This is a genomic window from Paenibacillus sp. V4I9 (assembly GCF_030817295.1).
GTDB lineage: Bacteria > Bacillota > Bacilli > Paenibacillales > NBRC-103111 > Paenibacillus_E.
On record NZ_JAUSZE010000001.1, the window covers coordinates 2,291,694 to 2,306,314 of the forward strand.

The window sequence follows — 14,621 nt, forward strand, 5'->3', positions numbered from 1 at the left end:
AACTGATTTTGGGTGTTTTTCGTCCAAATAGCGCATTGACGTTCCCTCAGTAAATTCTGGTTACCACCATAGCATAGTATTTTGCAGGAAGGGGAGAGAGGAATAACATCCCAAAATGACTTTTGGACAATCTATTTTCTTTTTCCATAAAATCGTTACATTTAGTTTTCAAAAACTTATAAACGGGGTAAGGATAACTAACGAATGTAATGAATCGTGATATTTTAATTTAATCGAAAGGGGGAGCATACAATGAATATGTCAAAGTGCCGCTACAAGGAAGAGTTCAAGAAGAGTCTCATTCATTTATTTCCTCTGTTTGTGCTGTTTGCATTCATTTCTCCTGAGAAAAGTATGATGTCGATGGAAGAAATTCAACCAGGTCCAGCTTATGTGGCAGGAATGGTTATGCAAGTAAAAACCAATGATACAGAAACGATTTTATTGGTCTCCGTTCCTGACAATTTGGAAGTTCCGAGTCATCTGCTGCAGCACTCTGAATTATTGGATGAGAATAATCCAATTCCTTTGAGCCATCCTGTTATTTCTCCGAGAAATCGGGGAAAAGAAGTCGAGATCCTTTTCCAATCGACGATGAAGAAGGATTTGAACGACTTCTTAGGTGTTCCTGCAGTTGGCGAGATCGTTCAGAGTTTAGCTGAGCCCGACGCTCAAGGAGCTTATCATGCGCAATTTCTGCTCAATGCCAATGGGGATTATATTGTTGCAACACATTAAAACAAAGCGCTATGACGCAAGATTTGCGGTAGTACATAAGTCCAAAAAGGGATGATTAGACTCAAAGCCAGAAGTAACCAACGGAAAACGGTCTCGCTCACTGAACCCGTGTCAATGGCTATCCATTTTGGGAGTAGACGAATCTTAAAGGGAATAGGCCAGAAGAGCTGAACCCCTCTATCATTGAATAAATCGATAAACGAGTGCGACGCGTAAGAGAGGATGAATACCCAGAAATATAAAGGAGATAAGGGCATTGCAATTACGACTAAGAGTAGTAGAAAAAGCATGGAATGGGTGACAGTTCTATGCTTTACCTTCAGCAGACTCAGCAGAGCAGATAAAGGAAAAAGAACCTTCGCCATGGTAGAACCTGGCTTATCGACATCCGCTAACGTGCCTGCCAAACATCCAAGTAAAAGAGCCCCAGCGGCATCCCATGTGAAGAAACTAATATCTTGATACGTGAGAACGATTTCCGCGGAAATGAATCCGGCAATACTGTGTGTTTTTTGTAACATCTTAAGCTCCTGCCCTTACATGAATTGACGATAACTGTATACTATTCGCATGCGATTCCTAAATTGAGGGGAAGCCGAAAAAATAAATGTTCCATGTCGTATTCTACCTATAAGATTGTCTGAATCCACCTTCATATTGCGTCATATGATGCTCTACAATAGGACTTATTGATGCTTACTTTATGAATTGGACACAAAGACATTTTGATAAAAGTAGGAGGAGTTTTGAATGACGACACTCAATATTTCTAACTTAACATGCGAATACCGCGTCAACCCGATTGGATTGGATACGACCCAGCCTCGCTTTACTTGGCAACTAGATTCGGACTTCAATCATACGATCCAATCAGCTTATCACATCCAGGTTAGTAGGGATGAAAATTCTTTCGAACCGAGTCGTTTGGTTTGGGATTCCGGTCACATACAATCGGAACAATCTGTGCTTGTTGTTTTTGAGGGTCAACAGCTGCTGCCGCGAAACCGTTACTTTTATCGTGTCAAAGTGTGGGATCAGTCTGGTTTGCAATCGCCTTGGAGTGAAATCGCTTTCTGGGAAATGGGGCAGCTAAGCTCAGCTGATTGGACTGCAAAGTGGATTACACCTGATGCAGCTTCCATTGATTCGAACGCAGATGAAGCATTCTATTTGAGGAAGACATTCTCAGCACGTAAGGGAATTCGTAAAGCGACTATTTATGCAACGAGTCTAGGCATTTATGAGCTTGAAGTCAACGGAACTCGTGTGGGGGATTGGGAGTTTACACCCGGCTGGACCAGCTACCGCCACCGACTGCAGGTTCAGACGTATGAGGTAACTAGCCTGCTGCAGCAAGGTGAAAACCATACCATTGGCGCCGTGCTGGCAAACGGTTGGTACAAAGGTAATTTGGCTTGGAAGAATCAACGAAATATTTTTGGTGACGTTAGAGCTCTTTTCCTTCAATTATATATTGAATACATAGATGGAACCTCAGAAATTATCGTTAGTGATGATTCTTGGCGCGCTTCATTAGGACCGATTCGGATGTCTGAGCTGTACCATGGAGAAACCTATGATGCTAACTTGGAGCTTAGTGGGTGGAGCATGTCGACGTATCAGGACGATAATTGGTCCCCGGTAACGGTTCTTGATCATTCCAAAGACATCCTAGTCATGCAAGAGAATGAGCCATCACGTATTACCCAACATTTGAAGCCGATAACGGTTATTGAAACTCCTTCTGGTGAAACCGTTCTTGATTTTGGGCAAAATATGGTCGGAAAAGTGCGCATGCGATTGGAGCTGCCCGTTGGAACTCGTCTTCAGCTGCTGCATGCAGAGGTGTTGGATCAAGAAGGGAACTTCTATATTGGGAACTTGCGTCATGCGAAGCAGACGGTTACTTATATATGCAAAGGTGGCGGGGAAGAACAATATGAACCCCATTTCTCGTTTCAAGGCTTTCGATATGTCAAAGTGGTAGGCTGGCCCAAGGATGTAGCATTCGATGCAGAGCGATTCACGGGACATGTTATTCATACGGACATGGCAGCTAGCGGCACTTTTGAGTGTTCCCATCCCTTACTGAATAAACTTCAGCAAAATATTGTATGGGGACAAAGAGGCAACTTCCTGGATGTACCGACGGATTGCCCGCAGCGGGATGAGCGGCTGGGTTGGACCGGAGATGCGCAAGTATTTATTCGCACGGCAGCATTTAATTATGATGTGGCTTTATTTTTCACAAAATGGCTGCGTGACTTAAAAGCAGATCAGCATGAGAATGGTGGTGTTCCATTCGTAATCCCGGACGTACTTGATTCGAATGACCACTCTTCCTCTGCATGGGGGGATGCAGCAGTCATATGCCCATGGACGATATACCAAGTTTATGGCGATAAGCGTGTTCTGGAGCAGCAGTATGACAGCATGAAAGCGTGGATTACGTACATGCGAAGCCAAGGAGAGAATGAGTATCTGTGGAATACAGGCTTTCACTTTGGTGATTGGCTGGGGCTTGATGCCAAAGAAGGCAGCTATGTAGGAGCGACCCCTAGGGATTTAATCGCGACATGCTACTATGCCTATTCGACTTCGCTCTTCGTGAAAGCTGCGGAAGTGCTGGGACGCATCGAGGATGTGGCTACGTACAGTGAGCTTTATGAGCGTATTGTTGAAGCTTTCACACAAGAATTTCTTACACCAAGCGGACGTTTGGCCGCGCATACACAGACAGCACACATACTCCCACTGATGTTCGGACTCGTGAAAGGAAGTACGCGTGATCGATTAGCAAAGACGTTAGCGGAATATGTCGTGGAGCAGAAGAATCACCTGACGACCGGTTTCGTAGGTACGCCGTATCTGTGTCATGTATTATCCGAAAATGGCTACCATGATCTGGCCGTTAAGTTAGTTCAACAAGAAGATTATCCATCATGGCTGTACGCCATTCACAAGGGAGCAACCACCATCTGGGAGCACTGGGATGGCATCAAGCCGGATGGATCATTTTGGAGTGATGATATGAACTCCTATAACCATTATGCGTATGGGTCCATTGGGGATTGGCTGTACCGCGTAGTGGCGGGTCTCGATTCCGATGATCAGCAGCCCGGATACAAACGGATTCATTTCCGTCCGCGACCCGATTCCGGCCTTGAATACGCGAAAGCATCGCTCTATTCCAGCTACGGTAAGATACGCAGTGAATGGAAGAAAGAGGCCGATGGCAGAGTCGTTTATGAGTTCCAACTACCTTCGAATACGACAGGCCATGCAACCTTGAGAGGGGCGACATTAGCATTGGCATCCGTTAATGGTCAAGCAGCCCAGTCCGCATCAGGAGTCTTATCAGCAGTGGAAAGTGATGGAGAGCTGCGGTTAAAACTTGGATCAGGCACATACGCCATTACTTGTTAAGAAAGAGGATATAAGAGGCTGCACGCATCCGTGTGGCCTCTTCTTTTTGATAACTTTTTGATTTAGGAGGAAATGAGTTATAATAGAGATATAGTTGAATGAAGAAGGGGTACCCATAATGGCAGTCTTCAATGCAATGGAAACGATAGTGATGAATTTGTTTGAAGAGTTTCAAAAAAACTATGAAATGAAATGCGATTGCAATACTTGCAAAGAAGACGTGCTTGCTTTGGTTTTAAATAAAATCCCTCCGCGATATACCTCTAGTGAAAAGGGGCAGTTATTTGTGAAAGGTCTATATATCAATCCACAGCTGCAGTCCGATGTCATGCGAGAATTAATGGAAGCGGCGAATATTGTGGAACATCATCAACATCACCGAGAAGAATCCCAATCATAAGAGAATTGCCATGAAAAAGACTGGTCTCTTCACGAAGAGGCCAGTCTTTTTTTCATCATAATCGCATCAACCATTCATGGTCGCCGGTTAACTTCATAAATATGCTTGAATTGATTAAACTTATCTACGGCTTGCGCCCTTGATTTCACGCCTAATTTCTCATAAATCTTGCGTATATAATTATCTACGGTACGCTTACTCATATGCACTTCCTCGGCCATTTGCTCATTGGTTAGGCCTTGGACAATCATGGTCATCATATGTACTTCATCGTCGTCCAATGAATCAGTCTGATGCAAATTACCGCTGTCCACTCTCATTTTGTGAAAAACAGGAACGGGTATTATTGTGAAATTCTCTAACAAAAGAGTAACTAAGCTTTTAATAAGCGTACCGCTAGATTCCTTAGATATAACAGCACTAACCTCAAGTCCGATCAAATAATTGTAAAGATGGGATAATTCTATGCCCGAAAAAATAACAAGGTGGATGGCGGGATATTTCCCCTTAATGATTTTGGCAATCTCATCGCCGTATTGATCCGGAAGATTATAATCCAAAAAAACAATATTCGGTACATGCAAATCTACGAGTTCCAAGCATCGTTTGCCAGTTCCAGCTATCCCTACAATCTGTATGCCCTCGATTTGCTTCAGTGTATTCGATGTCGCTTCCGCCATTAAGGGATGATCATCTACGATCAGAATCTTCGATTTCTTAATCATCTGATACTTCCTTCCTGATTTGGTAAGGGGATCCGAATGGTGAATTCACGCCGCTGTTCATCTCTTTCCTTAATTTTACCAAATTTCACAAAAAGATTGCAAATTAGATTTTATTTATCTGATTTTTGCGCCTTTTTTCGTTATACGCAAAAAAAAATGCGTACTTATGGAAAAAAATGTGGATTTGCGAAAGAAAATATTGCGCTGTTATCGGAGTCGTTTCTATATATGATAAGTATAGGTAATCTTCCAAAATTAAGTAAATAAGGAGGGAATTCATATTGAAAAACGAGCAATTTGATTGCATGTTTGATTCTGTGTTAACGGATGTTGTGAAGCAAACGTATGGCAACTTAACCTTGCCCTCCGCTGAACAAATCCAGCTTTCGATGAAGAAAATGATGGATATCATCGAAGCCAATGACGGTTGGAATTCAACGAATGAAAGATAGGAATAACTAGAATTCGATTAGCGATGATTCGCTTGTATATACAACTACAACAGTCAATTTTCTCTGAAGAGGAAATAGGCTGTTTTTTTAATTGGCCAGGTCCGTTATACTATTGTAAACGCTATCAAGGAATGAGGGGGATGAATGAAGATTCGTTTGTTAGTCCTAGGCATGACTGTATCTCTGATGCTTACTGCTTGTCAACCCAAGACAGTAACGGTCGTTCCTAAACAGCAGGTCCAGGAGCAGACGCTTTCGTGGATACATCACTTCGATGAGGAGGGTGCACGGAAATGGCTGGAGGCGGGGACACAGTTATTTACTAAACAACATCCTTCTTATGCGTTTACGTTAACGGGCGTGGATGGAGGCAATTATATGAGCTTGCTTCGCACTCGCGTGATTTCGAATAACATGCCTGATATCTATATGCTGGATAATATGGAGGCTGCTCAGGATCTTATTCATAAAGGATATGCGATGGACTTAACGGGTCAACCCTTTTTATCGCAAATCGACGAGAGGTTCCTGAATGGTGTGAAGACAGCCGATGGGAAAATATGGGCGCTTCCGATAGATGTAAATGGAGCGGGTGTCATTTACAATAAAGAAGCTTTCGCCCACGCAGGCATCCAAAGTCCGCCAACAACATGGCCGCAATTCTTGGTTGCCTGTGAGGCGCTGCAGCAGGCAGGAATTATTCCTATTGCAGCAGGCTACAAGGATAGTTGGACTCTGACTTGGGACATTGCAGCGGACCTTCTGGCTAATCAGTATGCCGCTGGACGCAACTGGTTTGCTGATATAGAAGCAGGTCGAACTTCGTTCGCTGAGGATCAAATTCACTTCAAAGACATCTTGAAACGATATGGAGAACGCTTGCGTTATGTGAACATCAAGCCGTTCGAAACCGATTGGAACCAAGCCCAAGGGCTCCTAGCTGAGGGGAAAGCCGGCATGATTATTAATGGCACGTGGACGGTTGACGGTGTTAAATCCAAGAATCCTGCGAGTAATCTAGGACTATTCGCTTTCCCTTATTCAAATAATCCCCAAGATGCCAAGTTTGGACTAAAATCAACAGGAGGGATTGTGGTCAATCCCCAATCACCTCATAAGGAAGCGGCGCTTCAAATGCTAGAACTGTTTGCCTCGAAGGAAATGGGGACCATTTTTCAGACGAAAAAGAAGGCTTTGTCTGTGATTAAAGGCTTGCCAAATGACTTTGATCCCACTTATGTAGAGCTGGATGAAACTTATATCCAAACAGGCAAAACGTATGACTGGTCGAGTCTGCCGACAGATTTTGTGAATCAGGATCTGCAAAAAGTGTTTGTAAATGCACTCACGAAATTCGTTATTGATCGTAACCACAATGTGGATAACTGTATTCAAGAGCTGGATCAAGCATTCGATCGGATTCGCAAACCATCCAAATGACAGCAAGGAGATCTGCGTATGACAGCCACCCCGTGGAACTTAAATCGGGTCAAGGACTTTCGCATCCGTACGAAAATATTTCTATCTAATATGATTCTTATTTTGTTCATTTCATCGGCGATTGGTGGAGCTGCCATCTATGCCTCTACGAAATTCATTGAATCGAATACAAGAGACCTTTCGATGCAGGTCATTCATCAAGTTTCCGACAATATTGAAATTAGAGCGAAGGAAGCATTCACTTCCTCCGTTTACGTCCTTAGTGACAGTAATATTCGGCAAATTGCTGCTGAACAAGGTGAACAAGTTACTGGTGACAATTATCCAGCTTTCCGCAGCCGTATGGAGTTCCTGCTGGCTCAGTACGGAAATGGAAATCCCTATATGAATGCCATCATGATTCAAACACATAAGGGACAGGTGTACTGGTGGGAAAATAAAAAAGGCTTGGATCATACACTAAATCATGAAGAAGTAACCGTGATGACAAGCAAATCTTCTGATTATTTGAAAAATCATGAACTAAGCATCAGCTGGTCGCCTTCTCTGAGAAAGCAAAAAGAAGTGTTCCTTATCAGAGATTTCGTTGATCTGAGTCAAATAGATCGTAGTCTTGGCACGATTGTAATCAGTATCGATTCGGATTATTTCTTATCCCTGGGGAGCAATAGCTCAATCATTAAGCAAAATAATGTTGCGATTCTCAATCCTTTGAACGAACTGCTAGCTGGTGGCGGAACTCCTGGCATGGATAATCTCATCTCAAGGAGCTTAAGTTATACGCTTATGGAGAATGATTCCTCTATGGCCATTGTCGATAATGCTGGGGGAGGGAGTCATTTATTCGTCCAAGAACGAACCTCAACGCTGGGCTGGCGGGTGCTTTGTTTTATTCCGATGTCTGAGCTTCTGTCCAATACACGCGTGTTAGTTTTTGTGATTGCTCTCGTTTCGCTGTTTGCCGTTCTGATATCTACCGGAATTGCTGTATTACTTTCGAACTCTACGACACGAAATATCAAAATCTTGGAGCAAACGATGCGCCGAGTCGAAGATGGCAATTTCGATGTTCGAATTATTCCGCTTGGGCGAGATGAGATCGGGAGCTTATCGATACGGTTCAATTTTATGCTGTCTCGGATTAATGATTTAATAAACACGGTGTATAAAGAGCAAATTGCCAAACAACAGGCTGAATTTACCGTCCTCATGAGTCAGATTAATCCTCATTTCCTTTATAACACGTTAGGCACTGTGAAATGGTACGCTCGCATGAACCATCAAGCCGAGATTGAGCGAATGGTCACCTCAGTTATTGAATTATTGAAATCCTCGGTACGACGTGTTGGCGAATTTCACAGCTTGGAGCAAGAGATTAACCAATTAAAAAACTATATTTATATTCAAAAAATTGGTTATGGCGATGCCTTTCACATGGACTATGAAGTGGATGAATGGTTGATGGAAAGCGAGGTGCCTTATTTCATTCTTCAGCCGCTTGTCGAGAATGCGATTCTTCACGGCATCGAAATGTCCAAGGGGAGTGGACGTATTGTACTTTATGCACGCATAGAAGAGAAGCAGCTCCTACTCATTGTCGAAGATAACGGAATAGGGATGGAAGCTAAACAAGCGCTTAATCTATTGAACACAGCAACACGTAAAGAATCGGTTCCCGGAGTGACGAGTATTGGGATTCACAATGTGAATGAACGCATTCAGCTGTATTATGGGGAGAAATATGGCCTTAGCTACGAAAGTGCACCCGGATTAGGTACGAAAGCTATTGTTCGAATTCCGCATAGAACGCATCGTCAAAGGAGGAATGAGCATGTTGAACGCCATGATCGTTGAAGATAATGCGATATATCGGTATGCAATTAAAACGATCATTCGGTGGGAAGATTATGGTTTCCAAATTGTATGCGAAGCTCTCAATGGCGTGCATGCACTTGATCTTCTGCAGCATCAGCAGGTTGATCTCATTGTGACGGACATTTCGATGCCCGAAATGAACGGCATTGATCTTATCCAACAGGTAAAACAAAAGGATGAATCCATCAAAATTGTGGCACTCAGTTCTTTCGATGATTTCCGATTCGTGAAGGAAGCCCTCAAGCTTGGGGCAGAGGATTATTTGTTAAAGCATGACCTCGAACCTAATGCGTTACAACAGCTATTACAACAAATGAGTGGCAAGATTATGGAGGATCATAGGCGAAAAAAACAAGCTAGTATTCGTGATGCCAGCTTTGAAGAGGTGCGCTGCCTATTGGGGCGTAAACTTCTCTTAGGCGAGTTGAAACGAGCGGAGGACATCGAAGATCAAGCGAGCGCCGTTCATTTTCCCATTCATGGAGGTCCCACGGCAGTCGTTGTGATCGATGCTAGCTTTAAAGTCCTTACGGATGGTTCCAAGGAAGAACAGACAGCGTACTCAAACATGGTTATCCCGATTTCGGAGCGCAGAACTGCGGTTATTATCTATTTTCCGCATGAGAAGAGTGAACACAAATGTATGGAGGAGACACTCCGGCAAGCGTCGCAGCTGTACACTCGGATGAAAAAGGTAGACACTGTAACAATGGGAATTAGCTCGATCGGCTATGGATTGAAGGATTGGGCAGTGCTATATAAGCAAGCTGAAACTGCCTTAGATCAATATATTTATGAAGGAACGGGTCAACTCTATGCTTATAAGTCCCTTCAGATTAATGACAAGGTTGACACACTGGCTGGAATCACGATTCAGCCTTTGGTTGCAGCGATGAAAAGTGCTCTATTGACGGATGTTGAAATGCAAACTGAGCTTTTGGTTCAAAGCCTCATTCAAAGGAAGCCGCCTATATCAGAGCTACGCAATCTGCTGGCAGAGTTAATGATGCAGCTGAAAACATTGGCTAAGGAGAGGAACAGGTTCTCTGAACAGTTTGAACATGATTATAAACAGGTTAGTCAGGCGATAGAAGCTCTTCAGCCTCTGCAGCAAGTGAAGCCGTTATTTCTAAATTTGAATAAGCAAATCGCTGGGAATAAGGCAGAGCATACGATGATGCGGAAGGAAATCCAAGGAGCAATCTCCTATATGGAAGAGCACTATGCCGAAGACATCACGGTGGCAAGGCTGGCAGATGTTCTCCATTTGAGCGCGAATTACCTATCTAATCTATTTAAAAGCGAGACGGGGATGAGGATTGTCGAATATATGAATCGATGCCGGATTCAGAAAGCGAAACAGCTGCTTCAAGACCCTGCATGGAAAGTATATGAAGTCGCTGAGAAAACAGGATTTCAAGAAACTTCCTACTTTTGCAAAGTATTTAAAGAGCTGGAAGGGAAAACAGTCAAGGAGTTTAGGCGCAATGGCTAATTGTTCAAGATGAATGATCGTAAATTCTGTGAATTATATAAGAAATCAGTGTTATATCGAATGCAAGGGGCTGCGAATTTGGATAAAATTCGTAGCTTTTTTTTGTTTTGTGTGAGGCTGCATCTTCGTAGTTTTGTTATATAACTTGATGTTTCTTTCAATGTAAGCGCTTTTAAAACAACTTATACTAACTTCATGAAGAACGCTGCTAGACATTCCTAGCGGATGAAACGGGTTTCATAAATGAATGAGGGTAGATCAAGGAGGTCAGTCATTGTATTTATCAAAAAGTGAAGAAGCTGTGATTCAATTATCGTCGGAAGCACTGCGGTTAGATGGAAAATCAGAAATTATACTTTGTGCCTCCTTATTTTATTTTCGATTACCACGCGGTTTATGGAAAGAGAGACTAAATAAAGTTAAAGCCTTTGGATATAACGCTATTGATGTGTACTTTCCTTGGAATCATCATGAGACCGAGGAGGGAACTTGGGATTTTGCCGGAGAGAAGGATGTGGCTCAGTTTTTACAGGATGTCGCAGATGCAGGTCTATGGGTGATTGCACGGCCAGGTCCGTATATTTGCTCGGAATGGGATGGGGGAGCACTCCCTGCTTATCTTTTCGTGAAAGAAAATCTTCGCATAAGGGATAACGATCCTGCCTTCTTGCGGCATGTGGCCAGGTGGTATGAACAGATTCTTCCCATCTTGAAGAAATATGAAGCGGGTCAGGGTGGCACCATCATTGCTGTCCAATTAGACAACGAGCTTGATTTCTATCCTTGCTCTGATCCCAAAGGGTATATCTCGGCGCTAAGAGATTTAGCTTTGCAGCATGGGATAACTGTCCCGCTTATTGCTTGCGCTGGACAAGGCGGCTTGTATGAGGCTTCTGGTTTTGCTGAAGGCGTGGTACCAACATGTAACTTCTATCCAAATGACCAAGACCCTGCTTTCGAAGAAAAGGTGCTCTTCTACAGAGAGGAATTGGCTCGTCGGGGGCTGCCCTTACTCGTCACGGAGACGAATCGCTCACACTTCCTGCTTCGCAGATTGTTATCGGCAGGAGCGAAGCTGCTCGGTCCCTACTTGCAGGCTTCAGGAACGAATTTTGGCTTTACTAATGCGGCTAACAATTGGGGAAATCCTCTTTCTTTTCTTACCTCGGATTATGATTTCCATGGGATGATAACTCCTGAAGGACACATTCGAGAGGAAGCTTATGAAGGAAGAATGCTGCATCGTGTGATTCAAACATATGGCGCTTCCTTGGCGGAGGCGAAGCCTGAGCTCACGAGAAGTGCCTCATCCCCTTATCGGTTAGCGTTAAAGCAAGGTGGCGAGCTGCTCTTCCTATGCCAAGTAAACGAGCAAGATGAAGGCGCTTACTTTCACGGGGCAGAAGAGGTCATACCCCGTTATACGACACTTGTCGCCAAAGCAAACCGCTGCCCCATTCTTCCCGTGCAAGTGCCCTTGCAGACTTGGGGCATCGCTGAAGGGACACTTGCCTATGCAACTGCAGAACTGCTGCTGGTGAAGCAGCTTGAACAGCACACAATGTTCGTGTTTCATACGGATGGTGAAGGCGAAATTCGTCTCTGCTTTAACACGGAGGTGCAGACGGAGGCTGGCACGATGAGGTTACACGATGCCGAAGCAGAAGATCAGGTAACGGTATCTTTTCAATCGAGCGAGCAAGAGAGAACAGCTCGGATTCACTTGTTAAGCGGTCACGTTATCGAATTGATCGGGATGAGTCGTTCACGTGCTTTGCTGCTAGAAAATATGGATGATGAAGGCGGGCTGCATGTTGGCGAATGGGTAAAACGAATCTCGGAAAGCCGCGAAGTTGAACTCAGCTGGTCACAAAGCTTAGTGAATCCCTTGGATACACTTGGGGATGAATGCTTATCGATCGGAGATACCGCCGATTATCTGGAGAAGCATGGTGTTTACCGAGGTTTCGCCTGGTACACCTCGCAATTATCACTACCGCTGGAGAGCACCTGTCTAGGTATTATCGTTCAGCAGGCAAGTGATGTCGTTTCCGTCTATACCGGTGAAACGTACCTTGGTACAGCAACACCGGGTGGAGGAAGTCACTTCCTTCCGATTCCTTCCGGCGCACGTATAGAGCCAAATCTGGTTGCTCGTGTCGAGATTTGGGGACATACCAATTTCCATGATACGAATTTGCCGGGTCTGCACTTAAATGCTCTGAAAGGGCTAACGGGCATTGTTGGGGTAACGTCGGTTAGGGAAATAAACCAAAACTGGCGATTCAAGCTTATGCAATACGGAGAAGACAAGGACGATTACGCAGTATCAGACTATGACGATCGACAATGGCCGATTGTGAGTGTTGGAGGATGGCTCTCCGCAGAGCAGCCCGCCCATCAATGCTACCGCAAACAAGTAGAGCTGACGAAAGAAGCGGATACGTGGATTCTGTACACGCCTGGTAATTTCTCTCACGCCTATGCTTACGTGAACGGGCACGCACTCGGTCAAGTGAATCCGCTCAATCCTTATCTTGATCTTACGCCTTATGTAAAGGCGGGAGATACGGCAACGTTAACGCTATTTCTGGATAAAACGTATGGTTCCCTTAGCGGAAATATACGTCTATATGAAGGAACCGCCGCTAAACAGTGGACATTATCCTCTTGTCAGGAGGATGGCTTACTGCAGCATGCCAAAGCTTCAAGCGTTGGGGCACTCCCCGTAGAAGGAGATATCTCCTTGAAACTGGGTACCCTGTCATGGCTGTATGGTGACCTTCGTGATGATAACCAAGGATTAGGCTGGAGGGTCTATGTCAAAGGCAGCAATATGAAGCTGACCGTGTTCTTCAACGGACACCTAGTTGGCCGCCTGTGGACGCAAGGCGGTGCCAACAGACCGACATTCCGTGGCGGCAGCGATGAATCCTTTTATTTACCGGGACCGTGGTTTCAGGGTGGCGAATCGGGCAATGAAATAGCCATCTTACTGGAGGCGGTATCGGCCTCTGAAGATGCCTTGCTGGAGCCTCTGCGCTTTGTACCTGTATTCGAAAATTAATTTGGAAGGAGCGCGCGCATGAAAACTGCTATCTCAGCAAGCTCATTAGAAGGGGCGCCTATTGCTGTCAAAAAGCGTGTAACCCCATTGCGCAGATTTTGGTCGTATCGAACGTTAATCCTCATGTGTGTTCCTGCGATTTTATTTTTCTTAGTCATGTCTTACCTTCCAATGCCTGGGCTTTATCTCGCATTCATTAATTATAACTATACGGCGGGGATCTTCGGCAGTCAGTTCGTTGGGTTTGACAACTTCAAATTTCTAGTGACCTCTGGGGCACTTTGGAAATTAACATTTAATACGATTGCTTACAACTTAGCTTTTATTATATTTGGAAACACCTTGCAGATTGGTATTGCTATTTTGCTGAACGAGCTTCGTAAAAAGTGGTTTAAGAAGCTTTCACAATCACTGATGTTCTTGCCATTTTTCATCTCTTTCGTGCTTGTTGGCCTTATTGCCTATAACATTCTCAGTTACGACTTTGGACTGCTCAATGGGATTCTCAAATCGATCGGTTGGGAGCCGCTTAAAACGTACTCGAATCCAACGATCTGGCCTTTTATCATCGTTATTACGTTTCTTTGGCAGTCGACAGGGTACGGCTCCATCGTCTATTTCGCTGCGATAATGGGATTGGACTCGGAGATCGTAGAAGCCGCAGAAATTGATGGGGCGAATGCCCTGCAGCGAATTCGTTATATCGTGCTTCCTTGGTTGAAGCCAACTTTCATCATTTTGTTGCTTTTTTCATTAGGCGGTATTCTCCGAGGGAACTTTGGATTGTTCTATAACTTGGTTGGAGCCAACAATACAGCCCTATTTGACGCGACAGATATTATTGAAACGTTCGTGTTCCGCTCTTTGATGAACAACTTTAACTTTTCTCTAGGAAGCGCTGTCAGTCTTTATCAGTCCGTGTTTGGCTTCTTTATTGTCATCACAGCCAATTGGCTGGTTAAGAAAGTTTCGCCTGAAAACACGCTGTTCTAATTTCAACATG

The 14,621-nt window shown here is 44.2% G+C and carries 11 protein-coding genes; 9 read left to right on the plus strand and 2 right to left on the minus strand.

From position 1 onward, the window contains the following. Positions 1 to 252: 252 nt before the first annotated feature. The gene (locus tag QFZ81_RS10465; protein WP_307602643.1) at positions 253 to 738 is read left to right on the plus strand and encodes a hypothetical protein; all 486 of its coding nucleotides are present in this window, start codon (positions 253 to 255) and stop codon (positions 736 to 738) included. On the opposite strand, the gene QFZ81_RS10470 is transcribed toward QFZ81_RS10465, so the two are convergent. Next, positions 735 to 1,259, minus strand: coding sequence for a metal-dependent hydrolase (locus QFZ81_RS10470; RefSeq protein ID WP_307444743.1), 525 nt, complete (start codon positions 1,257 to 1,259; stop codon positions 735 to 737). The genes QFZ81_RS10465 and QFZ81_RS10470 overlap by 4 nt on opposite strands. Positions 1,260 to 1,488: 229 nt before the next feature. On the opposite strand from QFZ81_RS10470, the gene QFZ81_RS10475 reads away from it, so the two are divergent. Continuing rightward, positions 1,489 to 4,164 (plus strand): family 78 glycoside hydrolase catalytic domain, encoded by a 2,676-nt coding sequence (locus tag QFZ81_RS10475; RefSeq protein ID WP_307602650.1) that lies wholly within the window; start codon positions 1,489 to 1,491, stop codon positions 4,162 to 4,164. A gap of 118 nt (positions 4,165 to 4,282) precedes the next feature. Continuing rightward, complete coding sequence (locus QFZ81_RS10480) at positions 4,283 to 4,564, plus strand: late competence development ComFB family protein (RefSeq protein ID WP_307444740.1); 282 nt, start codon at positions 4,283 to 4,285, stop codon at positions 4,562 to 4,564. A gap of 74 nt (positions 4,565 to 4,638) precedes the next feature. Here QFZ81_RS10480 and QFZ81_RS10485 read toward each other — a convergent pair whose 3' ends face one another. After that, a complete protein-coding gene (locus QFZ81_RS10485) occupies positions 4,639 to 5,289 on the minus strand; it encodes a response regulator transcription factor (protein WP_307444739.1) in 651 nt (216 codons plus the stop codon). Positions 5,290 to 5,570: 281 nt separating this feature from the next. On the opposite strand from QFZ81_RS10485, the gene QFZ81_RS10490 reads away from it, so the two are divergent. The 6 genes from QFZ81_RS10490 (at position 5,571) to QFZ81_RS10515 (ending at position 14,611) form a co-directional block, all read left to right on the plus strand. Next, the gene (locus QFZ81_RS10490) at positions 5,571 to 5,741 is read left to right on the plus strand and encodes a hypothetical protein (protein ID WP_307444737.1); all 171 of its coding nucleotides are present in this window, start codon (positions 5,571 to 5,573) and stop codon (positions 5,739 to 5,741) included. A gap of 144 nt (positions 5,742 to 5,885) precedes the next feature. Continuing rightward, positions 5,886 to 7,181 (plus strand): ABC transporter substrate-binding protein, encoded by a 1,296-nt coding sequence (locus QFZ81_RS10495; RefSeq protein WP_307444736.1) that lies wholly within the window; start codon positions 5,886 to 5,888, stop codon positions 7,179 to 7,181. Between the two features lie 18 nt (positions 7,182 to 7,199). Next, positions 7,200 to 9,035: a sensor histidine kinase gene (locus tag QFZ81_RS10500; RefSeq protein ID WP_307444734.1), complete on the plus strand. Its 1,836-nt coding sequence runs from the start codon at positions 7,200 to 7,202 to the stop codon at positions 9,033 to 9,035. Next, a complete protein-coding gene (locus tag QFZ81_RS10505; RefSeq protein WP_307602651.1) occupies positions 9,013 to 10,551 on the plus strand; it encodes a response regulator in 1,539 nt (512 codons plus the stop codon). The genes QFZ81_RS10500 and QFZ81_RS10505 overlap by 23 nt, the downstream gene beginning before the upstream one ends. Before the next feature lie 274 nt (positions 10,552 to 10,825). Then, positions 10,826 to 13,618: a beta-galactosidase gene (locus tag QFZ81_RS10510; protein WP_307602653.1), complete on the plus strand. Its 2,793-nt coding sequence runs from the start codon at positions 10,826 to 10,828 to the stop codon at positions 13,616 to 13,618. A gap of 123 nt (positions 13,619 to 13,741) precedes the next feature. Continuing rightward, positions 13,742 to 14,611, plus strand: a complete 870-nt coding sequence (locus QFZ81_RS10515; protein ID WP_307606872.1) for an ABC transporter permease — start codon at positions 13,742 to 13,744, stop codon at positions 14,609 to 14,611. Positions 14,612 to 14,621: the final 10 nt, after the last annotated feature.

Bases quoted from the DNA above. Each gene is read 5' to 3' on its own strand.
- QFZ81_RS10465 (WP_307602643.1), top strand. From the start codon at position 253: ATGAATATGTCAAAGTGCCGCTACAAGGAAGAGTTCAAGAAGAGTCTC.
- QFZ81_RS10470 (WP_307444743.1), bottom strand. From the start codon at position 1,259: ATGTTACAAAAAACACACAGTATTGCCGGATTCATTTCCGCGGAAATC.
- QFZ81_RS10475 (WP_307602650.1), top strand. From the start codon at position 1,489: ATGACGACACTCAATATTTCTAACTTAACATGCGAATACCGCGTCAAC.
- QFZ81_RS10480 (WP_307444740.1), top strand. From the start codon at position 4,283: ATGGCAGTCTTCAATGCAATGGAAACGATAGTGATGAATTTGTTTGAA.
- QFZ81_RS10485 (WP_307444739.1), bottom strand. From the start codon at position 5,289: ATGATTAAGAAATCGAAGATTCTGATCGTAGATGATCATCCCTTAATG.
- QFZ81_RS10495 (WP_307444736.1), top strand. From the start codon at position 5,886: ATGAAGATTCGTTTGTTAGTCCTAGGCATGACTGTATCTCTGATGCTT.
- QFZ81_RS10500 (WP_307444734.1), top strand. From the start codon at position 7,200: ATGACAGCCACCCCGTGGAACTTAAATCGGGTCAAGGACTTTCGCATC.
- QFZ81_RS10505 (WP_307602651.1), top strand. From the start codon at position 9,013: ATGTTGAACGCCATGATCGTTGAAGATAATGCGATATATCGGTATGCA.
- QFZ81_RS10515 (WP_307606872.1), top strand. From the start codon at position 13,742: ATGTGTGTTCCTGCGATTTTATTTTTCTTAGTCATGTCTTACCTTCCA.